General features: G+C 64.6%; 25 protein-coding genes and 1 pseudogene. 17 read left to right on the top strand and 9 right to left on the bottom strand.

Annotated features, from left to right (window positions below; all coding sequences use genetic code 11):
- The first annotated feature begins 66 nt into the window (after window positions 1-66).
- Together LRP30_RS11450 and LRP30_RS11445 are read left to right on the top strand one after the other, a co-directional pair.
- Entirely contained in the window at window positions 67-924 is an 858-nt protein-coding gene (locus tag LRP30_RS11450; RefSeq protein WP_249760368.1) for a VOC family protein, read from the top strand.
- A gap of 78 nt (window positions 925-1,002) precedes the next feature.
- Window positions 1,003-1,278: a hypothetical protein gene (locus LRP30_RS11445; RefSeq protein ID WP_128935257.1), complete on the top strand. Its 276-nt coding sequence runs from the start codon at window positions 1,003-1,005 to the stop codon at window positions 1,276-1,278.
- Here LRP30_RS11445 and LRP30_RS11440 read toward each other — a convergent pair.
- On the bottom strand, window positions 1,275-2,309 hold the full coding sequence (locus LRP30_RS11440) for a L,D-transpeptidase family protein (RefSeq protein WP_249760367.1): 1,035 nt from the start codon (window positions 2,307-2,309) through the stop codon (window positions 1,275-1,277). The two genes, LRP30_RS11445 and LRP30_RS11440, sit on opposite strands and share 4 nt — an antisense overlap.
- A 181-nt stretch (window positions 2,310-2,490) precedes the next feature.
- Here LRP30_RS11440 and LRP30_RS11435 point away from each other — a divergent pair, with 181 nt between their 5' ends.
- Together LRP30_RS11435 and LRP30_RS11430 are read left to right on the top strand one after the other, a co-directional pair.
- Window positions 2,491-3,453 carry a lytic transglycosylase domain-containing protein gene (locus LRP30_RS11435; RefSeq protein WP_249760366.1) on the top strand — a complete coding sequence of 321 codons (963 nt, stop codon included), beginning with the start codon at window positions 2,491-2,493 and terminating at the stop codon, window positions 3,451-3,453.
- An 84-nt stretch (window positions 3,454-3,537) separates the two neighbouring features.
- Window positions 3,538-3,999, top strand: coding sequence for an NUDIX domain-containing protein (locus LRP30_RS11430; protein ID WP_128939594.1), 462 nt, complete (start codon window positions 3,538-3,540; stop codon window positions 3,997-3,999).
- Window positions 4,000-4,241: 242 nt separating this feature from the next.
- Here LRP30_RS11430 and LRP30_RS11425 read toward each other — a convergent pair whose 3' ends face one another.
- Entirely contained in the window at window positions 4,242-5,216 is a 975-nt protein-coding gene (locus tag LRP30_RS11425; RefSeq protein WP_249760365.1) for a tripartite tricarboxylate transporter substrate binding protein, read from the bottom strand.
- Between the two features lie 442 nt (window positions 5,217-5,658).
- Here LRP30_RS11425 and LRP30_RS11420 point away from each other — a divergent pair, with 442 nt between their 5' ends.
- From LRP30_RS11420 to LRP30_RS11405, 4 genes are all read left to right on the top strand, one after another.
- Window positions 5,659-6,270: a hypothetical protein gene (locus LRP30_RS11420; RefSeq protein ID WP_249760364.1), complete on the top strand. Its 612-nt coding sequence runs from the start codon at window positions 5,659-5,661 to the stop codon at window positions 6,268-6,270.
- Window positions 6,267-6,542, top strand: coding sequence for an HGGxSTG domain-containing protein (locus LRP30_RS11415; RefSeq protein ID WP_249760363.1), 276 nt, complete (start codon window positions 6,267-6,269; stop codon window positions 6,540-6,542). The genes LRP30_RS11420 and LRP30_RS11415 overlap by 4 nt, the downstream gene beginning before the upstream one ends.
- A gap of 159 nt (window positions 6,543-6,701) precedes the next feature.
- A complete protein-coding gene (locus LRP30_RS11410) occupies window positions 6,702-8,222 on the top strand; it encodes a CYTH and CHAD domain-containing protein (protein WP_249760362.1) in 1,521 nt (506 codons plus the stop codon).
- 10 nt (window positions 8,223-8,232) lie between these two features.
- Window positions 8,233-8,625 (top strand): avidin/streptavidin family protein, encoded by a 393-nt coding sequence (locus LRP30_RS11405; RefSeq protein WP_249760361.1) that lies wholly within the window; start codon window positions 8,233-8,235, stop codon window positions 8,623-8,625.
- 80 nt (window positions 8,626-8,705) lie between these two features.
- On the opposite strand, the gene LRP30_RS11400 is transcribed toward LRP30_RS11405, so the two are convergent.
- From LRP30_RS11400 to LRP30_RS11385, 4 genes are all read right to left on the bottom strand, one after another.
- Window positions 8,706-10,613, bottom strand: coding sequence for a PQQ-binding-like beta-propeller repeat protein (locus LRP30_RS11400; protein ID WP_249760360.1), 1,908 nt, complete (start codon window positions 10,611-10,613; stop codon window positions 8,706-8,708).
- Between the two features lie 325 nt (window positions 10,614-10,938).
- A complete protein-coding gene (locus LRP30_RS11395; RefSeq protein WP_249760359.1) occupies window positions 10,939-11,118 on the bottom strand; it encodes a hypothetical protein in 180 nt (59 codons plus the stop codon).
- A 90-nt stretch (window positions 11,119-11,208) separates the two neighbouring features.
- Window positions 11,209-11,433 (bottom strand): DUF3606 domain-containing protein, encoded by a 225-nt coding sequence (locus LRP30_RS11390; RefSeq protein ID WP_249760358.1) that lies wholly within the window; start codon window positions 11,431-11,433, stop codon window positions 11,209-11,211.
- Window positions 11,434-11,589: 156 nt separating this feature from the next.
- Window positions 11,590-13,020 carry a TAXI family TRAP transporter solute-binding subunit gene (locus LRP30_RS11385; protein WP_249760357.1) on the bottom strand — a complete coding sequence of 477 codons (1,431 nt, stop codon included), beginning with the start codon at window positions 13,018-13,020 and terminating at the stop codon, window positions 11,590-11,592.
- 301 nt (window positions 13,021-13,321) lie between these two features.
- Here LRP30_RS11385 and LRP30_RS11380 point away from each other — a divergent pair, with 301 nt between their 5' ends.
- The 4 genes and pseudogenes from LRP30_RS11380 to LRP30_RS11365 all read left to right on the top strand — a co-directional run bounded on the left by LRP30_RS11380 (window position 13,322) and on the right by LRP30_RS11365 (window position 18,414).
- Complete coding sequence (locus tag LRP30_RS11380) at window positions 13,322-14,569, top strand: MFS transporter (protein ID WP_249760356.1); 1,248 nt, start codon at window positions 13,322-13,324, stop codon at window positions 14,567-14,569.
- A 135-nt stretch (window positions 14,570-14,704) separates the two neighbouring features.
- Window positions 14,705-15,875: pseudogene (locus LRP30_RS11375) on the top strand (M20/M25/M40 family metallo-hydrolase).
- Between the two features lie 74 nt (window positions 15,876-15,949).
- Entirely contained in the window at window positions 15,950-17,038 is a 1,089-nt protein-coding gene (locus LRP30_RS11370) for a mandelate racemase/muconate lactonizing enzyme family protein (protein ID WP_249760355.1), read from the top strand.
- 227 nt (window positions 17,039-17,265) lie between these two features.
- Entirely contained in the window at window positions 17,266-18,414 is a 1,149-nt protein-coding gene (locus LRP30_RS11365; RefSeq protein WP_249760354.1) for an amidohydrolase, read from the top strand.
- 1 nt (window position 18,415) lies between these two features.
- Here the strand turns inward: LRP30_RS11365 and LRP30_RS11360 are convergent, their stop codons facing one another.
- Window positions 18,416-18,631 (bottom strand): hypothetical protein, encoded by a 216-nt coding sequence (locus LRP30_RS11360; RefSeq protein WP_249760353.1) that lies wholly within the window; start codon window positions 18,629-18,631, stop codon window positions 18,416-18,418.
- 87 nt (window positions 18,632-18,718) lie between these two features.
- Here LRP30_RS11360 and LRP30_RS11355 point away from each other — a divergent pair, with 87 nt between their 5' ends.
- From LRP30_RS11355 to LRP30_RS11340, 4 genes are all read left to right on the top strand, one after another.
- Window positions 18,719-19,441 carry a DUF72 domain-containing protein gene (locus LRP30_RS11355; RefSeq protein ID WP_128944033.1) on the top strand — a complete coding sequence of 241 codons (723 nt, stop codon included), beginning with the start codon at window positions 18,719-18,721 and terminating at the stop codon, window positions 19,439-19,441.
- 228 nt (window positions 19,442-19,669) lie between these two features.
- Window positions 19,670-21,106, top strand: a complete 1,437-nt coding sequence (locus LRP30_RS11350; protein ID WP_249760352.1) for a sodium:solute symporter family protein — start codon at window positions 19,670-19,672, stop codon at window positions 21,104-21,106.
- Window positions 21,103-22,296, top strand: a complete 1,194-nt coding sequence (locus tag LRP30_RS11345; protein WP_249760351.1) for an exo-alpha-sialidase — start codon at window positions 21,103-21,105, stop codon at window positions 22,294-22,296. Before LRP30_RS11350 ends, LRP30_RS11345 begins: the two co-directional genes overlap by 4 nt.
- A gap of 10 nt (window positions 22,297-22,306) precedes the next feature.
- Window positions 22,307-22,981: an SDR family oxidoreductase gene (locus tag LRP30_RS11340; protein WP_206734290.1), complete on the top strand. Its 675-nt coding sequence runs from the start codon at window positions 22,307-22,309 to the stop codon at window positions 22,979-22,981.
- A gap of 34 nt (window positions 22,982-23,015) precedes the next feature.
- Here the strand turns inward: LRP30_RS11340 and LRP30_RS11335 are convergent, their stop codons facing one another.
- Window positions 23,016-24,203, bottom strand: a complete 1,188-nt coding sequence (locus tag LRP30_RS11335; protein WP_249760350.1) for a CoA transferase — start codon at window positions 24,201-24,203, stop codon at window positions 23,016-23,018.
- A 165-nt stretch (window positions 24,204-24,368) separates the two neighbouring features.
- On the opposite strand from LRP30_RS11335, the gene LRP30_RS11330 reads away from it, so the two are divergent.
- Window positions 24,369-25,256, top strand: a complete 888-nt coding sequence (locus tag LRP30_RS11330; RefSeq protein ID WP_249760349.1) for a hypothetical protein — start codon at window positions 24,369-24,371, stop codon at window positions 25,254-25,256.
- Window positions 25,257-25,480: 224 nt separating this feature from the next.
- Here LRP30_RS11330 and LRP30_RS11325 read toward each other — a convergent pair whose 3' ends face one another.
- The gene (locus LRP30_RS11325; protein WP_128935279.1) at window positions 25,481-25,858 is read right to left on the bottom strand and encodes a PRC-barrel domain-containing protein; all 378 of its coding nucleotides are present in this window, start codon (window positions 25,856-25,858) and stop codon (window positions 25,481-25,483) included.
- Window positions 25,859-26,139: the final 281 nt, after the last annotated feature.

Raw genomic sequence — 26,139 nt, 5'->3', positions numbered from 1 at the left:
CCGGCGTAGACAGGAGCCGTGGCCGCCGCCGCGGCCAAAGTCAGTTGCATGCGCGGGGAAAGAACAGTGGCTCTCAAGAACGTCATCGGTATCGACCACGCCGTGGTCATGGTGAAGGATCTCGACCAGGCCGCCGAGAATTACCGGCAGCTCGGCTTCACCGTCTCCCCGCGCGGCACCCACAGCGTCCATATGGGCACCGGCAACTACACCATCATGTTCGACCCCGACTATATGGAGCTGCTCGGCGTGCTGGCTGCGACCGAGCTCAATGCCCCGGCGCGCGCCTTTCTCGACAAGCACGGCGAAGGCATCGAGCGCATCGCCTTCACCGCAATCGATTCCGCCGCCGGCGCCGAGGAGATCCGCGCACGCGGCCTGACGCCGATCGGCCCGACCGATTTCGAACGGCCGGTGACGCTGCCTGATGGCACGGTCTCGGCGGCGAGATTCCGTACCTTCATGTGGCCGACCGCGGAAGCGCCCGGCGGCGTGCGTATCTTCGCCTGCCAGCACAAGACTCGCGAGACGGTGTGGATTCCCGAATTGATGAAGCACGCCAATGCGACCAGGCGGATCAAGCAGACGCTGATCGCAACGCCCGAGCCTGCGAACGAGGCCGCGCATCTCGGCCGGCTGATCGACCGCGAGCCGAAAACGGATGCCGACGGCGCGGTCACCGTGCCCTCCGGCGGCGACCGTGCCGACTTCGTCTATCTGACGCTGGACCAACTCGGCAAACGCTATCCCGGCGTGCCGCTCGCTGGCCTCTCAGAGCGCGGCGGCGCGGCGCTGGTGCTCATCAGTGGCGATCTCGCGGCAACCGAGAAGGCGCTGGGATCAGTCGCTGTGCGCAGCGGAGCTGCGATTTGCGTGCCGCCGGCCAAGGCCAACGGCACCCTGCTCGCCTTCATTGCCGGCTGATTTGAACTAATTCTTTAACGCGTATTTACCCGGCGGCTCTAGGATTCCTGGCAGTCCAAAGCCGCCGGAGCCAAGCGCATGTTCAAAGAGGGATCGCCGATCGCCTATGACGCGCCGGCCGAACTGAAGAAGTGGCCGTCGCTGAAGGGGCAGAGGCAGAAGGACCGAGGCCCGCCCTATCTCGTCTACAACGGCACGCTCGCCGACTGTGTCCGCGAGCTGATGGGCAAGCCGATCAAAGGCATTTCGCTCTACGACATCATGACGAAGCCGCAACCGGCCTTCGACCAGACCGTGCTGTCGCCCGGCGATGCCGCCGAGATCGCGATGCGCAAGGATTTTCCGAAAGACTAATTCGAGGCGCGGCTGCCGGCCGTCTTGCCCTGCTGCCTCGAGGACGTATCCGTCGGCGCATCGAGGAAGACGACGGGTGTGCCGCGCTTCACGTTCTCGCCGAGCACACGCGCATCCCAATTGGTGAGCCTGATGCAGCCGTGAGACGCGGACTTACTGACCCTGTCGGGCTCTGCCGTTCCATGAATGCCGTAGCCCTGCGCCGACAGTCCGATCCAGTACGAACCCACCGGATTGTTCGGCCCCGGCTTGATGTCGAACGGCCTTTTGGATTTGACACTCTTGAACTTGTACTCGGGATTGTAGTGATAGGTCGGCTGCTCGTGGGTGCCGGTTACCTTCAGCGTCCCCATCGGCGTCGGACGATCCGGACTGCCGATTGTCGCCGGGTAAAACGCGATGAGACGACCGGAGCCGTCAAACGCCTTCAACGTCGCTCGCGTCTTGTCGATCTCGACCCGCGCAATGCGCGGAAGCTCCCGTTGCGCCGGAACGTTGGCCACGACGATCGTCTCGCCGGATTTGTCGAAAGCCTTCCTTGGATTGAGCGTCTTCAATAGCTCTTCGCTCATGTGGAATTTTTCCGCGAGCCCTTCGAGCGGACTGGTGTAGCTCAGCGCCTCCAGTGACTTCATCTCATCAAGCTTGGCCGGCAGCCTTTTTAGGAACGGCCCCTTCACGTCTGCGTCGGTGATCGTGTAGTTGACGACGACGGGACCTTCGCTCGCTGCGTTCAGCTGGTCCCACAGTTCCGGGGCAATCGTCTTGTCGAAAGCGATCCCGTTCTGCTCGGCGAACGCCTTCATCGCCTTCTGCGCGTTCTCGCCGAACTTGCCGTCGATCTGGCCGGGCGAGAATTGCGCACGATCGAGCAGGATCTGAAGCTTCGTCACCGAAGCGTTGAGCTTGTCGGTCGCCGGCTGCTTTTCGGGACGCGCAGCATCATTCACCGCCACTGCATCGAAATTGCCCGCGAGTGCCGGGCAGAAAAACCAGAGCGACATCACCGCGCCAAGCATCCATCGCATCATGATCGCTCGTCCCAATTCGCAAAGTGATCCGCAAAACCGCGGAGAGTTCTCTTTGGGAACACCGTAGTAACACCGACGGAACCCATGAGACCGCAGCTTTGCCGCAATCGCGCGGTTAAGAATTCCTTATTGCCGGCGCATCGCTGGCCGTTCATCCCACAGTTCGAGGTTGCCCCAGCAAATGCGATTTGTCGTCGCGGCTTGCGCCGCGTTCATGATTTTGTTGTGCGACCTCGATCCGCCGGCGTCCCGGCAAACATCAGCATCCGACGCCACTACTCTCCAGAACAATCATGCCTCGCCACTTGTTCCGGTGGTCGAACTCTTCCTCGCCAGCGTGCAGGCCATCGAGCTCGCGAATGCACACGCGGCCCTTGAGGAGAAAAGCGAGCCGCCGCGCGCGGCCGAAACCGTCGCCGAGGGTCCGGTTTCACCGACAGACCGATTCTGCCACGCGCTTCGCGAAGCCGCCGAAGCCAGCGGCATTCCGGTGCCGTTCTTCGCGCGCCTGATCTGGCAGGAGAGCCGCTTCAAGTCCAACGAGGTCAGCCACGCCGGCGCACAGGGCGTCGCGCAGTTCATGCCGGAAACGGCCGCCGAGGTCGGGCTCGATGATCCCTTCGATCCCATGGAGGCGCTGCCGGCATCGGCAAAATTCCTACGCAAGCTCCGTGACGATTTCGGCAATCTCGGCCTCGCCGCAGCCGCCTACAATGCAGGTCCCGGCCGCATCCAGAAGTGGCTTGCCAAGGAGAGCGAGCTGCCGCGCGAGACGCGCGACTATGTTCGCATCATCACCGGCACCAAGGCCGAGGACTGGACCGAGCGCGCGGAAGCGCTCGCAATCCGGATCGACTTGCCGCGCGAGGCGCCGTGCGAAGGCATCGGCAGCCTCTCGAAAGCCAGGGATGTCGCCTGGGTTCCGGTCAACCTGACGCCATCGGTCACGACCATCATCCGCAAAGCCGAACAGCTTGCCGCGCGACTGACGGCGAGCCGCGCCCGCAAGCGGTTCGCAACCATGCTCCGGAAGAACACTTCGGCGCACGGCAAGGCCCGCAGCATGATTGCAGCACGCGCGGCCGGCAAGAGCGCGAAGGCCCGCGCCATTCGCTTCGCATCGCGCGAACGGCCTTCCGGCTAGTTTTGGAGCCGCGCGAGCGCTAAAACGCTCCGTTCCACTTTCCCGGACAGGGGGGATGGACCCTGTGTCTGCACGGAACTTGCGATGCCATTGAAGAGTGCCGGGATCATCGCCTATCGGAAGCGCCGCAGGCTCGAGGTTCTCCTCGTTCATCCTGGAGGGCCGTTCTGGCGCAACAAGGATCTCGGCGCATGGTCGATCCCGAAGGGCGAATATGCGGACGAAGAAGATGGGGAAATCGCCGCGCGGCGGGAGTTTGCCGAAGAGCTTGGGCTTGAGCTGTCCGTGCCGCTGATCGCGCTTGGAGAGGTCAAGCAGCGCGGCGGCAAGCTCGTCACCGCGTTTGCTGCCGAGCTCGACATCGATACGAGCAGCCTTCGCAGCAACACCTTCGAGATCGAATGGCCGCCCCGCAGCGGCAAACGGCAGACCTTCCCGGAGGTCGACCGTGCCGAATGGTTCACGCTCAAAGAGGCGCAGGAGAGGATCAATGCAGGACAACGCCCGCTGCTTGATCGGCTACAGCGACTGGCCGGCGGCGAATAGGCGCGTCGCTTACACCGGCTTATCGCGAGCTTCGAAGGCAGCCGCGAACGAGGTGCGCTCCCTCTCCCGCTTGCGGGAGAGGGTTGGGGAGAGGGTGTCTCCACAACGGGACAATCCCCAAGAGGAAAGAGCCCTCACCCGGCGCTACGCGCCGACCTCTCCCGCAAGCGGGAGAGGTTAAGAAGAGCCAGCGGCGAGTAGGCGCGTCGCGATGACGGCTATTTCGAGCAAAGCAGACTTTCCTACTCCGCCTTGATGTTCGCGGCCGCCACGACCTCGGCAAGTTCCTTCGTCTCCTTCGCGATCTTGGCGGCGTACTCAGTCGAGCTGAGCACGCTGACCACGCCCTGCGAGCCGAGCTTCTCTTCAACCGCCGGATCCTTGGCAGCGGTGACGATCTCCCGGTGCAGCGTCTCCAGGATCGGTGCCGGTGTCGCCTTCGGCATGAAGAAGCCGACCCAGAACGAGATGTCGAAGCCGGGATAGCCGGCTTCCGCGACGGTGGGCACATCAGGCAGCGCCGGCAGCCGCTCGGCTGAGGACACCGCGAGTGCGCGCAGCTTGCCGGCCTTGACCAGCGGCACGGCGGAAAGCGGATCGAACACCGCCAGCACCTCTTGCGCGAGCAGGCCGACCTCGGACGCCGAACCGCCGCGATAAGGCACGTGGATCATCTTGATGCCGGCCTTCTGGCTGAGCAGCTCCATGGCGAGATGGGCGAGATTGCCGTTGCCGCCCGAACCGTAAGCGAGCGCGCCGGGGGCGGCCTTCGCGGCGGCGACGAGATCGGCTACGGTCTTGATGCCGGCGGTCTTGGGATTCTCCGGATTGACCACGAGCACCAGCGGCGCCGAGACTACGGTCGTGAGCGGCGCGAAGTCCTTCTCCGGATCGTAGCGGATATCTTTGAACAGCGTCTTGTTGAGCGTGATGGTGGACGAGTTGCAGGCGAGGATGGTGTAGCCGTCGCCTTCCGCACGCGCGACGCCTTCGGCGGCGATCATGCCATTGGCGCCGGCGCGGTTCTCGACCACGAAGGGCTGCCCGAGCTTGTTGCTTAAGCGATCGCCGATGATGCGCGCGACGACGTCGACCGGGCCGCCGGCGCTGAAGCCGACCATGATCTTGACCGGGCGCGCCGGATATTTCTGCGCGAGCGCCTGTGTCGTGACGCACAATCCGGCGACAATCGCCAACAGGCGAAGCGTTCGTTGCATTCGTTCCCTCCCCAGACCTCATCGCGCCGCTTGTGCATGCTTGTTGGTGCGACGCATTCGAAGGTCGATGATGAGCGGCGGCGCCGGAATTCGCAATCGCGTTTGCGCGTCGGCATTCCGCCGCGCGGCACGAAAGAGCAGCTCCGCAACAAAAAATGCGAAAACAACCCCATGCACAGTAGCCGACCGTTGTCGAAACAAGGACTTGGGCAGGACAAGGCGAATTTCTGGTATTGCGAATTCGAATTGACACGTCGGGCAAAACACCGGCATAATGGCATGATCGCAACAGCCGTGAGCGCCCAGGCCATTTCAGCCCTGCACGCCGCGAGCTGGTTGCGCGTAAGTCCTTCATCGACATCTGAAAATTGCAATCACCGCGCGGCACGCGCGCGACCGGCTTCGCGCCGCAAGCGCTCGCGCCCGCAAAGGACCTTAGGACATGACGTCAACTCCCCATCGCACCAGCACGTTACCGATCGCGGCAACGGATCGCAGCAGACCGACGCCCCGGATCAAGCTCACCCGGCGGCGCCTGGAGATCCAACATCCCGACCCGCAAGCCGGCGAGCGGCTGCTGGCTGAGGCGCTCGGCGCCGTCGATCGCGACGCGCTGCACGGCATCCTCCAACAATTGCTCAAGGCCAGCGTGATCGAGCAGAAGCCAAATGAGGCCAACCTCGCCTTCATGATCTCGATGATGACGAGCATCGCACCCAGGGATTCGGTCGAGACCATGCTGGTGGCGCAGATGGTGTCCGTCCACGTCGCGGCGATGCGCTCCGCCTGCCGCCTCGCCTTCACCGACCATCTGCAGCAGCAGGAAGGCGTCACCCGCGCATTGACCCGGCTGGCCCGCACTTTTGCAGCCCAGATCGAGGCCCTCAGCCGCCACCGCAGCAATGGCGAGCGCGCCATCACGGTGCAGAATGTGTCGGTGCAGGACGGCGGCAGCGCAATCGTGGGCAACGTCACGCAGCACGCGAACGTGATCGTGGCGGAGGCAAGCGCGACGGATAGGACTGCGAATGCAGAGAACGGCGCCAGCGCATGAGCCGCGATCACATCCGCAATACAGATGCCATGCAGTCGAGCCCACGCTGCGGCGCACGGACACGCAGCGGTACCGTCTGCCGCGCGCCGGCGAGGCAAGGCAAGGCCCGCTGCCGCATGCACGGCGGCGCACGGAGATCAGGCGCACCGAGGGGAAATCAGAATGCGCGGAAGCATGGCGCGTTCGCGCAGGACGGACTCGCGGCGCAGCGGGCGATCCGGGAGTTGCTGGGCGAGACAAGGAAGCTGCTGGCCGAGCTGAAGTCGGGCTAGCCCACCGAGGGGCGGTAGCGATTTTCAGAAATTCGACAACTCAATGATCCATCAACGGTCCATATGTTCCCATACGGTCCGTCTGTGAGCCATTGCATCGCGGCGTCGGAACTTCCCGCGCTGGCATCGCTTTGAATTCGACAAATGGAAGAATTCGCCATGACCTCCGAAACGGAACTGAAATTCCGCGTTGCGCCGCGAAACTTGTCGTCAGTGTTGCGGAAGGGCCGTTTGAGCGGGCGGCGCGGCGACCAGTGCGAACAGTCGCTCGCATCGACCTACTACGATACGACCAAGCATAAGCTCAAACGCCATGGCGTGACGTTGCGCGTCCGCAAGATCGAGGGCCGCTACGTGCAGACCGTGAAAGCCGGCGGCGCGGGCAGCGTGACGCGGGGCGAATGGGAGCACGAGGTTTCCGGTGCAAACCCCGACCTGAGCAAGACGAGGCATACGCCGCTCCAGGAGCTTGCGACCCGAAAGCTCCCTCGCAAGCTAAAGCCGGTCTTCCGGACCGACATTCATCGCATGGCGCAGGCGCGACGCGTCAGGAAGAGCCAGATTGAACTTGCGGTCGACCGCGGTCGCATCAGCGCCGGACGCCATTCGCGGCCGGTTGCCGAGCTGGAGCTGGAACTGAAGTCCGGCCATGTTGCAGACCTGTTCCGCCTTGCCCGCGATGTCGAGCGCAGAACTGGGGCAGAGCTCGATCTGCGCTCGAAGGCCGAGCGAGGTTATCTGCTCGTCGCGGGCAGTGGCGGCGGCGCGCAGCGCGCCGAGCCGATCGCGCTGAAGGCTGGGCTGTCGCCGCGCGAGGCCTTCCGGATCATCGCGCATTCGACGCTGCGTCACGTCACGGCGAATGCCGATCCGGTGCGTGACATGGACGCCGAAGGAGTCCATCAGATGCGCGTCGGCCTGCGGCGCCTGCGGGCGGCCATCTCGCTGTTCGCCGATATCTTGCCGCGCGCGAGCACTGCGCGGATCAAGGCCGAGCTGAAATGGCTCACGGGCGAACTGGCGCCTGCGCGTGAAATCGACGTGTTCCTGAACGAGAGCATCCGGCCGATCACCGAGCAGGACGTGCCGCGACGCGGCGCCCGCGCGATCCGCAAGAGGTTCTCCGGGCAACGACAGGCGGCATTCGAGCGCGCACGCGAGGCGGTGATGTCGGGGCGTTACCGCCGCCTGCTGATCGACGTGATCGAGTGGATCGAAGGCGGACGGCTTCACACCGATGACGATGGCGCGATCGCCGCCTACGCTGCGGAGATTCTCGATCGGCGCATCCGGAAGGCGCGCAAGCAGGGCAATCGACTGAACGATCTCGATCCGATGCAGCGTCACAAGCTGCGGATCAAGATCAAGAAGATTCGTTACGCCGTGGATTTCTTCGAGAGCCTCTACAGCGATGGCGACCAGAACGAGCTCGCAGCCCTGTCCGACCGGCTGAAGCAGATTCAATCCGCGCTGGGATCGCTGAACGACTTCATGGCGCATCGCGAGCTGGCGACGGAGGCCGCATTGACGGCGCCGCCTGCGCACCGCCGCGCCCAGGCTTTCGCAGCGGGCTTCATCGTCGGTGCGGAACGCAAGGCCGCGGACGGCCTGATGAAGGACGCAGCAAAGGAGCTGCATCGGTTGCGCCGGCTGCGCGCGGCGCCGAATGGACGAGCGTAGGAGAACCGACATGGGATCCGATGTGGCTTGGGTCGGCAATTGGCGAAATCAATTCGGCTCCATCTTGCGCATCACTGATGATGCGAACGGCCGCATCGCGGGGAATTTCGAGACCGCGCTCGAAGACAGCGGCTTTTACGGGCAAGCGGTGCCGGTCACCGGGTTTCACAGGGGCAATTGCATCGCCTTTGTCGCGGTAGGCTCGTCTGCGACGGGCGACCGGGCCGTCTCCTATACCGGACTGCTGCGTCACGGAAAGATGGAGACCGCCTGGTTCGTGGTCGCAGACCAGGCGCTGCGCGCGTCCAGGGAGGGCGAGCCGGCGAAGCTGAAACCGGTGAACTGGTGGCGCGCCGTGACCACGAACGTCGATACGTTCGAACGGAGCTACGGCCCATCATAAATCGTGTCCGCTTCGCTCTGCTTACGGCGCACAGCGGACTTTCTCGTGAATTCCAACCGCGTTGCGCGAAAACTCCCCGCCTACTGTCCGTCCACGGAGAAGGCGAGCAGCACGTTGCCGGGCGCGGTACCATAATTGGTGTAGCCCGAGTTGACGTAGAGGATGCCCCCGGCGATCACCGGTCCCGGTCCATCGAGCGAGCCGCCGTGTGCCGACACGCCGTTTACGGTCGCATAGTCCCGCATGGTGTCGACGTCCCAGATGATCTCGCCGCTCTTGGCGGCATAGGCCCGCAGGTGACCGTCCAGTCCGCCGGAGAACACCACACCAGGAATGGCGGTTACGGCAGCCGACTGCGCGGGGCTGCATCCCGGCCGATCACCGCAGCCCGGATGTGCCGTGTGCCAGACGATCTCGCCCGTCGCCTGGTTCATCGCATACAGCCCGCCGCCCTGACTTGGATCGAGCTTCATGGGTATCCCGAAGACCGATTTCTGCGCGCCGGCGGCGGCCGGGGGCACGGCCTTCATGCCGACATCCGACACCGCGACATAGACGTTCGCATCATCCGCAGCGGAGCCCCATTGCACGCCGCCGAGCGTGCTGCCGAGTCCAACCCGGCGCTGCCAGATGATGGCACCATCGCGGTCCGGATCGAGCGCGTACACCATGCCGGATTTCTGGCCGGCAATGAGCGCACGACGTCCGTCAGGTAGGTCGACCAGCATCGGAGAGGAGCCGAAATCGAAATCGGGACCCTTGGTGCCGGGGCAGTTAGCGCGATACTGGCTGCTGCACGCGACGTTGTAGGCATCACCCTCGGTCAGCTGCCGCGACCAGGCGAGCCGTCCGGTGCCCAGATCGAAGGCCACAAACGCGTCGGAGGTCGTGGAAGCCGGGTCCAGATAACTGTCGCCCGTCGTCGCATAGATCCGACTTGTCTTGAGGTCGACGGTCGGCGACGACCAGATGGCGCCGCCAGAGGGTCCGAAGAGTTGGACACCGATCTCGTTGAGGCGGATTGGCTGGGCCGGCGGGCTGACATAGCCGCGCCACAGCACCTCGCCGGTCCTGGCGTCGAGCGCGGCGATCAGACCGCGGAAGGTGCAGCAAGAATAGCGTGGATCGATCGCCAATACCTCTTCGACGGAGGAGACTGGCACATAAAGCACATTATTGGCCAATGTCGGCGCGCCCGTGATGACGGCCCCCGCATGCGCATCGACACGTCGCCTCCACAGCAGCTTTCCGCTCTCGGCATCGAGCGCATAAGTTTCACCGCGTTGATCGCCGAAATAGGCGGTCGTGCCCCGCTCATCCTCGCCGATGGTGATCGCGGTGCGTACGCCGAAGCCGGCGTCGAACACCCAGCGCTGGCAGCCAAGTCTGGCATCCAGCGCATAGACCTTGCCCCCCGCACTGCCCACGAAGACCCGGCCGCCCCAAACCGTCGGCTGCGCGTAGGCTCTGGTATCGCCGGGAAAGCCGAACGCCCATTTGAGCTTCAGACGCGGAACATCGTCGGGCGAAAGCTGGGCCATGGCAGCGGGTTGAAACCGGTGTTGAGCGATGTCGACGCCCCAGCCGTTCCAGCGCGGCAACGAAGCGTCCGCCAGCGCGGGGCCCCGCTCACCGCACGTGGAATCCGGCAGTGGTTGCTGCTGCTCCGGCGCTGTCCCGACGAGATAGCGAACGATGGCCTGAATTTCGCGTTGGCTCAGGTCGCGCCCCTGCTGGCTCATCATGCCGAACATCAAGGCAAAGCTCATCCGCTCAGGCCTGAATTGCCGCAGCGCGTTGGCGTCAGGCGCGCGTGTCACGCCACCCTCGTGGCACGATGCGCAGCGCGTGCGGTAGAGCGCCTCGCCACGCGAGTTTAGCGCCTCCTCCGCATGATCCGGAAGCACGCCAGTGAGCAATATGCCCACTCCAAGCAGGAGGTGTGCGGAGAGCGTGCATCCAGAGCGGCGCCTGGCCGTACCCGTCATTCTCGCCTCCCTCGCATAACTGGAGCGTGCTTCGGCAACAGAAGATCAGCGCGCGGTCGTCAACGCGTACCACGAATGAACAACCGAAGCGAGCTTGAGCGATCCAGGATTACCGGAGGGGGGTCATTCTCCCGATACGGTCCTGTCACGGGCCGCCCGCGCCGCGGCTTATCCGCTTGCGGCGGCGTCTGCCTCGCAGGCGCTTCGGGAAGCACCCGAAACGGCAGTTCTCGGGCGCAAACGGAACGTTGGCAGGAAGGGTGAGGGTCCGCAGGGAGCCAATTTCGGCGGATTCATCGGGACTTTAGGCGGATTGATGTCCGCGCTAGCGCGGCGTGATCTCATTGACGGCAGCAATCTGCAGCCCAGCCTCGTTCAGCGCTTCAGTGATCTGCTTGGCCAGCAGCTTGGCTTCTTCGGTTGCGATTTGGACGTCAGGATGTCCCTTGAAGAACGCGCAAACCGTCGTGGCGATGATGGTATTCACCTGGTGCGGATCATCCATTCTCTGCACGCGAAATTGCGAATGACGTCACCGGATCGCCAGTGCGTCAGCCTTCATCGCAATTCTCCTCTTCGACTTGATGACTTGAATTTATTCGAGGGTCGTGGGCGTATCCTTGGCATTACACTGCTGAACGGTCAGCTTCTCGATCTCCACTTCCTTCTCTATGGCCGTTAGAGAGTTGCCGATCTTGTCGACGATCCTGACCAGATCGGTACTGGAGATGCGAAGCCGCCTGCGTACGGACTTGACCTGCACTGCGTTCGTAAGATCGAGCGTTGTGCGAATGGGCCGTGGCGGTCTTGAGGACAGCATGAGTAGATCTCCTGACCGAGGTAAGAGCGACGATGTCTTTTTTGTTCCTATCGTCCGCTGACCGAAGGTCCCGAACGGCGATGAGTACGGAGAGGCGGCGATGGCAGCCGTCGCGGGCACCGCGGAGCGAGCTGCAAGAGGTTGAGATGGCCGACCTTATCCGCGCGGCGTAGCGCCATGGCCCGCTACCGCGCCGCGAACGGTTTCGAGGGTGGCGCGTTGCAACGCGGCTCGCCTCTCGGCAATGGCGTTGCTCAAGAGGTCGAGCACCAGCTCAAATGCCGCCAGCTCCTCTCCCTCGATAGCGCCGTCATCGTAGCACTCGAGCGTTTCAGCGATGATGGCGTCGGCCTCACGCTGCAGGGCCAGAAGTTCCTGATTGGATTCCGCGGTCCGCGCGCTGGACACCATGGCCAGGATTCTCTTGCGATGGCTGGTATTGTCCTCCCTTTCGTCGCGGTTCAAATAGCGGCGCAACCAGGCGCCGGCCGAGCCGATTCCGGAGAGAAGCAGGAGCCCGAACCAGAAGTAATCGCCATACCGGTCGAGGAAGGTGCGTTCATTGCCGTCAATGACGGCCGCCGCTCCCCGATGGACCTGCAGCTCGGTGTCCTTCTCGAGGTCCGGCTTGGTGATGTGCGCAGCGCCGGGTGCCAGCCGCGCAATCGTCTGGCGAACGGCAAAGAGCTGCCGGAAAAAGGCGGCGACCGTCGTTTCGGACAAGGTCTTTCTCGCCACGATGAGATGGCTGACGCTGACCGTCTCGACTTTGTCATCCGGCCAAGCTGGATCCGCATTGAAGACGCTGGGCGGAATCTCCTCGGATTCATAGCGGGGATGCTTCAGGGCGATCGCTTCCGATGTCTCGATGGCGAGAAACTTCGGCTCGCCGCGTGCCCGCGCCGTTGCGACGACGGCCTCCGCGGTAATTTTGCTGTCGAGCGGCCCGACCGCCATGAATGCGTCGAGGGTGTGATCGCGTGCCAGCTCCTGGATCTGCTCAGTGCCAAAGTGCGTCACCGCGACCTTGTCCGCCTGCACTCCGGCGGCGCTCAGGATGACGCGCAGCAACGCGGCGTTCGCCGCGGTCCGCCCGATCACGCCGACACGGCGCCCTGCGAGATCGGCGACCTCCTTGATTTTCGGCGGGCTCTTTCTTTTCGAGCCCTTGCCGGCAAGTCCAGACGGCGCCCACAGCACAACGAAGTTCTTGCGCAAGACGGCGACAGTCTGCGCCGCGGCGGGCATTTCCAGATCGCCCCGGCCGACGGCAAGGTCCGCCTTGCCGGCCCCAAGCAGGGCGAGAGACTCCACCGCCCCTTCGGTTTTGATCGGAGCCAGCCTGATCGTTCGGCTTTCGCTACCGAAGGCATCGGCCATCGCCTGAATGACTTTGTAGTCGTCGCTGCCCGGCGGTCCAACGGCGATCCTGAGAACGTCCGGCCGCAACGCATAATAGAGTGCACCCGCTGCGGCGCCAAAAACAAGAAATCCAACGGCGAGGACCAACAGTAAGGAATTGCTCCTTCTCCGCTCTCGGCGGGCCGCGTCACTGGTCGTCTGACTTGGACTCTCGGACGAGGACATTGCCGCTGCCGCCGCAGATCGAGGCGCCTCCCGCTTGGCAGGATACCACGTTTTCCCGAGCATAACGTCTTGGCGGCCGTCCTGGTTCACAACCGTCCGAGGCCTGAACGCCTGCCAAGCGCGCCGTCGTGACGGCCGGCACTCGGCAAGCGTCATGCTGATGGCCGGCTGCCTGCACCTGGTCATTCGCGCGGTGATCCAGAGAAGCCACATTCCGGAATGAGGGGGTCCCGCTGCCGCCATTGGCGCCCGCCCCGCGATCATGTACGCCGATCCGAAATCTTCTCGGGACGGGACGCCCATGACGACCGCTGCCACGAAAGACGCGGGAGATGGCACCCGCGCGCTGATCTTTGCGCTGCTCACGCTGGCCTGCGGGCACATGCTCTCGACCCTGCTGCGCACCATTCCGGCGGTCAGCCTCGACCTGATGGCGGCGGATTTCCATATCGAGCCGCAGGCGCTGGCCAGCCTCACCTCGGTCTATCCCTTCGCCTTTGCCGCGGCACAGATTCCGGTCGGCGCGGCGATGGATCGCTTCGGTGTGCGGCCGGTGGCGCTCAGCCTGCTCGCGGGAACCGTGATCGGCGCCATCGCGTCGGGGTTTGCGACCGGGCCTGCGAGCTTTGCGGTCGGGCAGGTGCTGCTCGGCGTTGCCACCTCGGGCATGCTGATGTGCCCGATGACTCTTGCCGCCAAGCAATTGTCGGCCGGCCGCTTCGGGCTATGGTCGGGCGCGATCCTCTCGATCGGCAATATCGGCATGCTGCTGTCGTCGAGCCCGCTCGCCTTCGTGGTCGACACTTGGGGCTGGCGCGCCGGGTTCTGGATCTCCGCAGCTGGCGGCATCGCGGTGGCGCTCGCCGTGTTCGCGCTGGTGCCGCACCAGGCGGCCGAGCACAAGGACGATTCCTCGCCGCTATCGCAGATGATCGAGGTGCTCCGGCTCGGACTGTCACGGCCCTTGCGCGGCCTGATCGCGCTGGCGCTGGTGTCGCTCGCGAGCTCGCTGGTGCTGCGCGGCCTGTGGGGCGGGCCGTGGCTGATGCAGGTCAAGGACCTGTCGCGGGTCGAGGCCGGCAACCAGCTCGGCGCGTTCACTCTGGCGATGATCGCCGGTCCTCTTTGCATCGGCATGATCGACCGCAGGCTGGGCCGCCGCCGCGCGCTGGTGGCGGCCTCGCATATGGTCGGGGCGCTGCTCCTGGCGCTGATGGCGTTGGGGGCGCCGCATTACGCGGTCTCCGTGCTGTTCGGCATGCCGATGATGCCGCCGCAATACGACCTCGTGCTGTTCGTGCTCATTGGCCTTGCGACCTCCGCGCAGCCGCTGCTGTTCGGCATGTCCCGGCAGCTGGTCGATGCGCAAACCGCGGGCAAGGCGCTCGCGGCCGTGAACCTCGCGTTCTTTCTCGGCGCGGCCTTGATGCAGTCGGTCACCGGTGCGGTGGCGGCACTCGCCGGGCTGCCGGCGGTGCTGCTGTTCATGGCTGCCGTGCTGGCATTCGGCGTGCTGATCTTCTTGGCTTACACCTCGCCAAGTCCATAAAGCGCGATGAGATCAGAATGAATCGTCATCGCGCTGTAGGTTATTTGTTTGAGCATGATCTTTTCGGAAAACCGCTGCACACTTTTCCGGATCGTGCTCTAGGATGACGCGCCCCGCCTGCCAAAGGAATCACTCATGCCCGTCGACACCAAGGCCGCCACCGACCGCCTCATGCGCTTCCTCTCCGTCGAGGGCGTGACGGGACAGGAGGCGGCGATCGGGCGAGAGCTCACGGCCGCGCTGAAGGAAAGCGGCGTGCCGGCGAAGGCGATCCGGCTCGACGATGCCAACACGCGCATTCCCGTGCCGACCGAGACCGGCAACCTCATCGTCGACCTGCCCGGCCGCGGCGCGCTGCACAACCAGCCGCGCATCATGTTCATGACCCACATGGACACCGTGCCGCTCTGCGCCGGCGCTAGACCCAAGAAATCGGGGCGCAAGATCGTCAACGAGGCCAAGACCGCGCTCGGCGGCGACAATCGCGCTGGCCGCGGAGCTCGAAAAGCAGAAGCTCGATCATCCGCCGATCACGCTCTTGTTCTGCGTGCGCGAGGAGAGCGGGCTCTATGGCGCGCGCCACGTCAAGCTCGACGAGCTCGGTGCGCCGGTGATGGCCTTCAACTATGACGGCGGCTTGGCCTCCAACGTCGTCATCGGCGCGGTCGGCGCCGACCGCTGGACCGTCGAGATCTTCGGCCGCGCCTCGCATGCCGGCGTGGCGCCGGAGCGCGGCATCTCCGCGACCATGATCATGGCGCTGGCGCTCGCCGAGGTGAAGGCGGGCGGCTGGTTCGGCAAGGTGGTGAAGGGCAAGCAGCAAGGCACCAGCAATGTCGGTCCCGTCACCGGCGGCGAGGGCCGCCCGGCGGGCGATGCCACCAATGTCGTCACCGACTACGTGCATGTGCGCGGCGAATGCCGCAGCCATGACGGGAAGTTCTTCAAGGAGATCACCAAGGCCTACAAGGCCGCGTTCGAGAAGGCCGCCAAGAAAGTCACCAACGCGCAAGGCAAATCCGGCAAGGTCAAGTTCAAGGCGCAGACCGACTATTATCCGTTCCGCATGAAGGAGAGCCTGCCCGTGGTCAAACGCGCGATCGCGGCGGTCTCTGCCGTGGGCGGTACTCCGAACGTCCGCGCCGCCAATGGCGGCCTGGATGCCAACTGGATGGTCCGCCACGGCATTCCGACCGTGACCTTCGGCGCCGGACAGAACGAGGCGCACACGATCGACGAGTGGATCAATCTCGACGAATATGACCGCGCCTGCGCGCTGGCGCTGCAGCTCGCGACGATGCGGTGACCCGCCCTGCACGGTGCGCGCTTGCCCGCCGGTGCGCACCGTCCTAGCCTGCAAAGAAAACGCAGGAAGGAACCATGGCGCGCATCGCAACGACCGAGACCGGATTCTACCGGGTCCCCCTCCCCATCACGCTCTCCGACTCCACCCATGGCGAGATCGCCGCGTTCGAGCTGATCACCTGCCGCATCCGTGATGCCGACGGCGCCGAGGGTGTCGGCTACACCTACACCGTCGGGCGCAATGGCGGCGCCGTCGCCGACATCCTCAAGCGCGAGATCCCCGTACTGATCGAGGGACGCGAGGCCGACGACACCGAAGCGATCTGGCATCACCTCTGGTGGGCGCTGCATTATGGCGGCCGCGGCGGGCCGGTGGTGCTGGCGCTGTCCGCGCTCGACATCGCGCTGTGGGACCTGAAGGCGCGACGCGCGAGGCTGCCGCTGTTCCGCCTGCTCGGCGGTTTCGACGCGGCCGTGCCGTGCTATGCCGGCGGCATCGACCTCGATCTCTCCGTCGACGCGCTGCTCAAGCAGACCGACGGCAATCTCGCCAAAGGATTTCGCGCCATCAAGATGAAGGTCGGCCGGCCCGACCTGAAATCCGACGTCGCGCGCGTCTCCGCGATGCGGCAGCATCTCGGCGATGGTTTTCCGCTGATGGCGGATGCCAACATGAAATGGACCGTCGAGGAGGCCATCCGTGCCGCCCGCGCTTTCGTTCCCTACGACCTCACCTGGCTCGAGGAGCCGATCATTCCCGATGACGTCGCAGGCCACGCACGGATCATGCAGGCCGGTGGCGTGCCGATCGCGGCCGGCGAGAATCTGCGTTCGCTGTGGGAGTTCAAGAACTACATCGCCAGTGGCGCGGTGTCCTATCCCGAACCCGACGTCACCAATTGCGGCGGCGTGAGTGCGTTCATGAAGATCGCGCGGCTGGCCGAAGCCTTCAACCTGCCGGTCACCAGCCACGGTGCGCACGACATCACCGTGCATCTGCTCGCGGCCTGCCCGAACCGCTCCTATCTGGAGGCGCATGGTTTCGGGCTGGACAAATATATCGAGCATCCGCTGGTGCTGAAGGACGGCATGGCGCTGGCGCCGGACCGGCCCGGCCACGGCATCGGTTTTGACTGGAACGGGCTGGCGAAGCTGGCGGGGTAGCGTTCAATCGTGGCCGCGAACGAGGTGCGCTCCCTCTCCCGCTTGCGGGCGCTACGCGCCGACCTCTCCCGCAAGCGGGAGAGGTAAGTGGGGCCGCGGCAAGATTGGGCTCATCGGCCGTCATCAGACTGATCGTTGCTGCACGCGTGCTATTCTCGTCTGCTGGATGCACAGGTCGCAGACTTCGATATGATAGCCGCAACCGACATCACCCAAGAGCTTCTATCTTGACACCCGAGCTGCACCAGAAACTGACCGCGTGGCGCCAGCACCTGCATGCGCATCCCGAATTGTCCCTCCAGGAGAAGGCCACCGCCGCCTTCGTGCAGGACCGGCTCACCGAGCTCGGCATTCCCTTCGTCTCAGGCATCGGCGGGCACGGCATCGTCGCGACCTTGATGCGCGGGCATGCGCAGAGGCGCGTCGGCCTGCGCGCCGACATGGATGCGCTGCCGATCACCGAGGACACCGGCCTGCCCTACGCCTCGACAACTCCCGGCGTGATGCATGCCTGCGGCCATGACGGGCACACCGCCTCGCTGCTCGGTGCGGCGGCGCTGCTCGCCGCCGACACCGATTGGAGCGGCACGGTCGATTTCATCTTCCAGCCGGCCGAAGAAGGCTTTGGCGGCTCGCGCGCGATGGTCGCGGCCGGGCTGTTCGACCGCTTCCCGATGGAGCGGGTGTTCGGCTTTCACAACTGGCCGGGCCTTGCCGCCGGCAGCATCGCGGTCCATGACGGCGTCGTCATGGCCTCCGGCGGGCGCATCACCATCACCATCGAGGGCCATGCCGGGCATGCCGGCATGCCGCATCTGACGCGCGATCCAGTGATGGCGGCCGGCCATTTGATCGTGGCGCTGCAATCGATCGTGGCGCGCGGCGTCGATCCGCTCGACACTGCCGTGCTCTCGCTGTGCATGATCGAAGGCGGCACCGCGCCGAACCAGATCGCCGGACGCGTCACGATCCGCGGCACGCTGCGGTATCACCGCGACGCGGTCAAGGACACCATCCTCGACGGGATCGAGCGCAGCTGCGCTGGCATCGCGACCAGCTTTGGCGTCAAGGTCACGCCGGAGATCGTCATGGGTGTCGGCGTGGTGGTCAACACACCGGCGGAAGCGGGCCTCGCCCGCATCGCCGCAGAGAAGGTGCAGGCTCCGGTGCGGCGCGACCTCGCGCCCAGCATGGCCGGTGAGGATTTTGCCCACTTTCTGCAGCAGCGGCCGGGCGCCTTTGTCTGGATCGGCAATGGCGAGTTACGCGACGGGGCCGAGCTGCACGGCCCGCGCTACGATTTCAACGACGCGATCCTGCCGGCGGCCTCCGGTTGGATGGCTGAGGTCGCCAAGACGGCGCTGGCCTCGAACTAGCTCACGAAATCTCGCGCGGCAGCTTCCAATCCGACCGCGGCTCGCAAACCTCGTCCACCCGCTTGACGTGATAGCCGGCCGGCAGAATCCGGCCACCTTCCTCGTCGGCGACCGGGACGTCGGTCACCAATCCCTCGATCAAGGCGGCTTCCCACACCTCTTTCTCGGTCGGAAAGGGACTGCCGATCTGCTTGTTGCCTTCGAACAGCGCGTACATCGGTTCCGGTCCTGCGTTGATCAAGAGCAACGTATCGGCCGCACGGACGTTCCCTTCCGGCAAATTGCAACGAATGGCACGTAAAAGATGGCGCGCGTTCTGATCGGCACCTCCGGCTGGCATTACGCCTCCTGGCGAGGCCCGTTCTTTCCCGAGGGCGTGACGCTGAAGGAGCAGCTGCGCTACTACGCCGGACAGTTCGACACCACCGAGCTGAACGGCGTGTTCTACCGCACGCCGACGCCGGAAGCGGTGAAAGGGTGGCGGGAGCAGACCGGCCGCGATTTCGTCTTCGCCTGGAAGGCGTCGAAATTCATCACGCACTGGAAGCGCCTGTCGGGCCGCTCCGTCAACAGCCTCGAGCTGCTGGAGGATCGCATCTCACGGCTGGGCCGCAAAGCCGGCCCGATCCTGTTCCAGCTCCCGCCGCAATTCGAGGCGGACGCCGACCGCCTCGCCGCCTTCTTCAAGCTGTTGTCCGGAAAACGGCGTTACAGCTTCGAATTCCGTCATCCGAGCTGGTATCAGCCGCGCATTCTGCGAATGCTGGCCGACGAGAACATCTCGCTGTGCCTGTCCGACCATCACGATGCGCCGGCACCATGGAAGCGCACGGCGGATTTCGTCTATGTGCGCGGACACGGGCCGAGCGGGCGTTATCACGGGCACTATACCAAAGCCACGCTCGCGCAATGGGCGCGGCGGATCAAATCGTGGAAGCGGCAGGGCTGCGACGTCTATGTCTATTTCGACAACGACCAGAAGAGCGCGGCACCGGCCGATGCACGGGCGCTGAAGCAGTTGCTGTAGCAGGCGGACGCCGGCTCGCCCCGCATAGCTCGACCTCTTGATTCCAGCCGTTGACGACGGGAACGGACACCCGCTGCCCCGCGCGTTCCGCGCCTCGCGGCGCGCCCCTGCGCTTGACGCACGGCGTCTTGAGAGGTCTAATAGGCATTGACAACAATTGTTCGCATTCCGAACATTTTGCAGAGCGGGCTCACAACACCGCGTCCGTCACCAGAGGAAACGTCAACGATGCAAGCCATCCTCAACGGCGAGAGCACGCTCATCGTCACGATGATCGTCGCCTATATCGCCTTCACGTCCTGGCTCACGCTGAAACTGCGCAGCCGAACCAGCGACCAGTTCATGACTGGCGCGCGCGCAATGCCGGCCGTCGTCGTCGGCGTGCTGATGATGTCCGAATTCGTTGGGGCCAAGTCGACCGTCGGCACGGCGCAGGAGACCTTCCAGTCGGGCATCGCGGCAGGCTGGGCCGTGCTCGGCGCCTCGATCGGCTTCTTGCTGTTCGGGCTGTTGATGGTGAAGAAGCTCTACAATTCCGGCGAATACACCATCTCGGCCGCGATTGCGCAGAAATACGGCAAGTCGACCATGCTCACGGTATCGGTGATCATGATCTACGCCCTGCTGCTGGTGAATGTCGGCAATTACGTCAGCGGAGCAGCCGCGATCGCCACGGCGCTGCATGTCAGCCTGCCGGTCGCGATGTGCATCATTGCTGTCGTCAGCACCTTCTACTACGTGTTCGGCGGCTTGAAGGGCGTCGCCTGGGTGACGATCCTGCACAGCGCCTTCAAGGTCGTCGGCATCCTCATCATCTTTGCGGTGGCGATGTCGCTGACCGGCGGGATTGCGCCGATGCAGGCCAAGCTGCCAGTGCACTATTTCAGCTGGGACGGCAAGATCGGCTTTGCGACCATCTTCGCCTGGACCTTCGGCACGGTCGGCGCGATCTTTTCGACGCAGTTCATTGTCCAGGCGATCTCCTCGACGCCGAGCGCCGACGACGCCCGTAAGGCGACCTTCTATGCCGCCGCGTTCTGCCTGCCGCTCGGCATCCTCCTCGCACTGATCGGTGTCGCCGCGAAATTCCTCTACCCTGATATGAACAGCCTCTACGCCCTGCCGGTGTTCCTCGAGAAGATGCCGCCGCTGGCCTCGGCCTTCGTGACCACCTCGCTCGTCGCCTCGATCTTCGTCAGCGTCTGCACGGTGGCGCTCGCGATCGCCTCGCTCGTGGTGCGCGACTTCTACGTTCCCTACTGGAAGCCGACGCCGGAGCGCGAGCTGAAGATGACCCGCGTATTCTCGGTGCTGATCGGCATCGTGCCGCTGGTCTTCGTCTTCTTCGTTCCGGAGATCCTCAAGCTGTCGTTCTTCACGCGCGCACTGCGGCTGTCGATCACGATGGTGGCGATGATGGGCTTCTATCTGCCGCTGTTTGCCAGCAACCGCGGCGCCACGGCCGGGCTGATCGGCGCGGCGGTGTCGACCACGGTCTGGTACCTGCTGGGCAACCCATTCGGCATCGACAACATGTACGTCGCCGCCGTGACGCCGTTGATCGTGATGGCGATCGAGCGCCTGGTGCTGGGCCGCTCGCCCACCGCCCCGGCGACGCCGCAGGCGGCGCAACCAAACGCCCTGTTGGAAAGGACCTCGACATGATCGCCGACATGGAGATCGTCGCCGATGGCGTCGTCCGCCCGATGGCCGGTGATCCCGAGCGGTTCGACGCCTTCATTCCCTCGCCTTGCGTGCAGAACCACGCCGCCAATCTTATGCCGCTCGCGGGCGGAGATCTGGCTTGCGTCTGGTTCGGCGGCACGCAGGAGGGTATGTCGGATATCTCCATCTACTTTTCACGCCTACCCCGTGGCGCGACACAGTGGTCGCCGCCTGAAAAGCTCTCCGATGACAAGGGACGTTCGGAGCAGAACCCGGTGCTGTTTCCCGCTCCCGACGGCACGCTGTGGCTGATGTGGACGGCTCAGCTCGCCGGAAACCAGGACACCGCGCTGATCCGCCGCCGTCTCTCGCGTAACAATGGCAAGAGCTGGGGCCCGATCGAGACGCTGTTCCCGGAGCAGCGCGGCCGCGGCACCTTCATCCGCCAGCCGCTCGTCGTGCTCGACAATGGCGACTGGCTGCTGCCCGTGTTCTATTGCCACAGCACGCCGGGCCGGAAATGGAACGGCGACGAGGACACCAGCGCGGTGAAGATCTCGTCGGATGCCGGCGCGACCTGGCGGGACGTCGACGTCCCCGGCAGCCGCGGCTGTGTGCATATGTGCATCGCGCGCCTCGACGACGGCTCGCTGCTCGCGCTGTATCGCAGCCGCTGGGCCGACAACATCTATCAGAGCAGGTCCGCGGATCACGGCCGCACCTGGTCAGCGCCGGTTGCGACCGCGCTTCCCAACAACAACTCATCTATCCAGTTTACGCGGCTCGTGAACGGCCATCTCGCACTCGTGTTCAACGACTCGAGCGCCAATGACGCAACCGGGCGTCGGCTCTCGCTCTATGACGAAATCGAAGATGATCTGCCACCGGTTCTCGCCGCCGACGGCAGCACGGCGAACGGTCGCACCGCATTCTGGGGCGCGCCGCGGGCACCGATGACGCTGGCGGTCTCGGCCGACGGTGGACGGAGCTGGACCAGGCGCAACGTCGAGACCGGCGACGGCTATTGCATGACCAACAATTCGCGCGAGCAAAGCAATCGCGAGCTATCCTACCCGACCGTCAAGCAGACCGCCGACGGCGCGCTCCACATGGCGTTCACCTTCCACCGCCGCGCCATCAAATATGTACGCGTGACCGAACCATGGGTGACGCGCGCCGCCCAGGGCTGAGATGGTGCACATGAGGCCTCACGCCCTCGTCACCGGCGCCAGCTCGGGGATCGGCGCTGCGATCGTCGAGCGGCTGCTGCGCGACGGTTGGCGCGTCACCGGGATCAGCCGCCGGCCCGGACTGTTCGAGCATCCGGCCTTCGATCATGTGTCGCTCGACCTTGCCGACGTCGGGGCCATCGCGGACGCCGTCGCGGGCATCACGCCGACCGCACTGGTTCATGCCGCCGGCATGCTTAGGGTCGGTCACCTCGGATTGCTCGACCACGAGGAGGGAGCGGCGATGTGGCGGCTGCATGTCGACGCCGCCGAGCGCCTCGCCGACGCGCTGGCACCGCGCCTGCCGAAAGGAGGGCGCATCGTCTTCATCGGCAGCCGAACCGCATCGGGTGCGTCCGGCCGCGGGCAATATGCCGCGACGAAGGCGGCGCTGATCGCGCTGGCCCGGTCTTGGGCAATCGAGCTCGCGCCGCGCGGCGTCACGGTCAACGTGGTTGCGCCGGCTGCGACCGAGACGCCGATGTTGAAGGATCCCTCGCGCGCTGATGTTGCACCAAAACTGCCGCCAATCGGCCGTTACATCCGCTCCGAGGAAGTTGCCGGCGCGGTCGCCTTCCTGCTCTCGGCGGAAGCCGCCGCCATCACCGGACAGCAGCTGGTCATCTGCGGCGGCAGCTCGCTTTGAATGCTCCGCCATCCCGGAGCTTGCACCGTGATAGCTAGATGATGCCGCCCTGCCGGAGCGCCGCGATCGCGGCCTCGTCGTAGCCGAGCTCAGTCAGGACGAGATCGGTGTGCTCGCCGAGCCTCGGCGAACGCGTTGCGATGTCGCCCGGCGTCTCCGACAGCCGCACGGCAGCGCGAGCGACCGGTGCGGGCTTCGGCAGGCCGGGATAATCGACGTCCTGCATGAAGCCGGCGGCACGGATGTGCGGATGGTCCAGCGCCTGTTGCGGGCTGAGGACAGGTCCGGTCGGGATCATCGCACGTCCCAGCGTGTCGACCGCCTCCTGCGTGGTGCGCTCGGCGCACCAGCGCGCCATCCGTTCGCTGATGATGGGGCCGTTGTTACCGCGGCTGATGTCGTCGGCAAAGCGCGGATCGTTCAGCCACTGCTCCTCCTCGCCCATCAGCCTCGCCCAACGCTTGAACAGCGGATGACCGGTGACCTGGCACAGCACCCAGCCGTCGTTGGTGCGGTAGATGTCGGCTGGAGCCGCGGTCTGGCCGAGATTGCCTGTCGGCACGCGGTTGACGTTGATGACCGCCTGCTCGATCAGCGTGGCATTGGTGAAGGACAAGGCGGTTGCGAGCAATGCGCCCTCGACGACCTGCCCGCGCCCGGATTTGCCGCGCTCGATCAGCGCGGCGAGCGTTCCGAACGCGCAGTGCAGCGCCGTACCGAAATCGACCCAGTTCACCGCGGCCCGATACGGCGGATCGCCCGCGCCCGTCATGTACACCGACCCCGACATGACCTGGCCGACGCCGTCGAAGCCGACGCGGTCGGACCAGGGCCCCGGCCCGCCGAACGCGGTCGCCGTGGTCAGGATGATGTCGGGCTTGACCGCCTTCAAGGATTCGTAGTCGAGCTTCATCGCGCGCAGGGTCTGCGGCGGCAGATTGGCGACGACCACGTCCGCGGTGGCAACCAGGCGGCGCATCACCTCCTGCCCCTCCGCCTTCATCGGATCGAGCGTGATGCACTTCTTGTTGCGGTTGACCTGGAGAAACAGCGCGCCTTCGCCATCTTCGCCCACCGGCGCCACGAAGCGATCCTCGCTGCCGTCGCGCTTTTCGACGCGAATGACCTCGGCGCCGAATTCGGCCAGCAAGGTCGCGCAATAGGGACCTGCGATATAGCGCCCGAAATCGAGAACGCGGACGCCGTCCAGAACTCCTCCCATCGATCCCTTCCCCAATGTTTTCGCCAGATTACAGGGACTGCACGCCGCAGCAAGGCGGCAATGGACATGATGCCCAGCCCGCGAGATGTGAACGGCGACCAGTTTCGGCGGACGGAAATTCTGCTCTAGTATGGCCCTAGATCCCCCAGCCGGAAGCACACATCCATGCCGCAGCCATTCGATCGATCAGCCGAAGATCTCGGGAATGCGATCCATTTCGAGCACGTCAACGTGCAGGTCCCGGATCAGCGCCTGGCGACCCTGTTTTACGTCACGGGGCTCGGGCTGACCCGCGATCCCTATCTGATGGTGTCCGACACCAACATGTGGATCAATGCCGGGCGAAGCCAGTTTCATTTGCCGAGCGGCAGGCCGCAAGTGCTGCGCGGCCATATCGGGCTGGTCATCGCGGGCCGCGAGGCGCTGCTGGCGCGGCTCGCATCGGTCGCGAAGAAGCTCGAGGGCACGGCCTTCGCATTCGCCGAGCGCAACGACCATGTCGAGGCGACCTGCCCGTGGGGCAACCGCCTGCGCTGCTACGAGCCGGACGCTGCGCGCTTCGGGCGCATCGCGCTCGGCATTCCCTATGTCGAGTTCGACGTGCCGGTGGGCTCCGCGGCCGGCATCTGCGCGTTCTATCCTGAAGTCATGGGCATGCCCGCCGACTTGCGGAACGGCGACGGCAAGGTTGCCGCGGTGAAGACGGGCCGCGACCAGCATCTGCTGTTCCGCGAGACCGATCGGCCGCAGGGCGACTATGACGGCCACCATGTGCAGATTTACATCACCGACTTCTCGGGCCCGTACCGCAAGCTGCTGGCGCGCGGCCTGATCTCCCGCGAGGACAATCAATACCAGTACCGGTTCTGCGACATCGTCGACCTCGATAGCAGCAAGCACCTCTTCACCGTCGAGCACGAGGTGCGCAGCGCCACCCATCCGATGTTCATGCGCCCGATGGTCAATCGCAATCCGGCGATCAACAACCGGAATTATGCGTACGGGCACGACGAGGCGGCCTGGGCAATGGGGCCGGACCAGTATGAGGGATAGGGAGCGCTGGCTGAACGTTTGAGCATGATCTCCGCGCAAACGCGTTCGGCGTTTGTCGCGAGGAAAACCGCTGCACACTTTGCACTAACGCTGCCCTTCGGGGCCGGATCATTCTAGCGTCCTAGCGTCAGTCGGCAGGATCAAATCCGACAGCATCCAATGAGGGCCGGCTGATCAATTCAGCTGGCACTCACGATTGGAAATTTCCGACGCGCCGCCAGGCGTTATAGGCCACCTCGCCCTTCCCAATAGGTGGGCATCCCATAATAGCGGTGAGTTCGCGTTTCCCAGTCTCGATCCTGCCAGGAGTCATCGCTGAACTCAGGCGCATCCTTCAGCTGTTGCTCGGTGATGTTGGTTCGAAAACCGTCAAGCGACGTATCAAATGTCAGAGCGCCCCAGGGAATGGGGTAGTGGCTGTGACCCAAGCCAACGAATCCGCCGAAGCTCATGACGGCATAAGCCACGCGGCCTGACACCTTGTCGATGATGAGGTGATCAACCTCACCGATATTCTTTCCATCTGCACCATACACCTTGGTTCCCTGAATATCTTCGCTCGAGATGCATTGATGATTCGGATGTGCTGTTGCGCGGGCCATGACCTTGTCTCCTTCACAAGTGGTTTTGTCGGCCTAACTCGGCCGCTCCGAGGGCGTTCCTGTCTTGGGAGAACATGTCGCAGCGCCGATCATCAACCTGTCGTCGCTGACACCGACTATGACAACCCAGCCCTGGTCGCTCCGGGGAGGCACACACATCTGGCGACAAGAGCCGGGGCGACAGGCCGACAAAGAAGCTACGAAAGGACGCCCAACGAGGACGGTGCAGGCACGCTCCACGTCGCGGGCTTCGTCGGTCTGCCACGACACTTTCGAGCGAC

The sequence above is a fragment of the Bradyrhizobium sp. C-145 genome (assembly GCF_023375135.1).
GTDB lineage: Bacteria > Pseudomonadota > Alphaproteobacteria > Rhizobiales > Xanthobacteraceae > Bradyrhizobium > Bradyrhizobium zhanjiangense.
The sequence above is the reverse complement of the archived record's forward strand: the minus strand, read 5'-3'. Positions and strand labels throughout refer to the sequence as shown.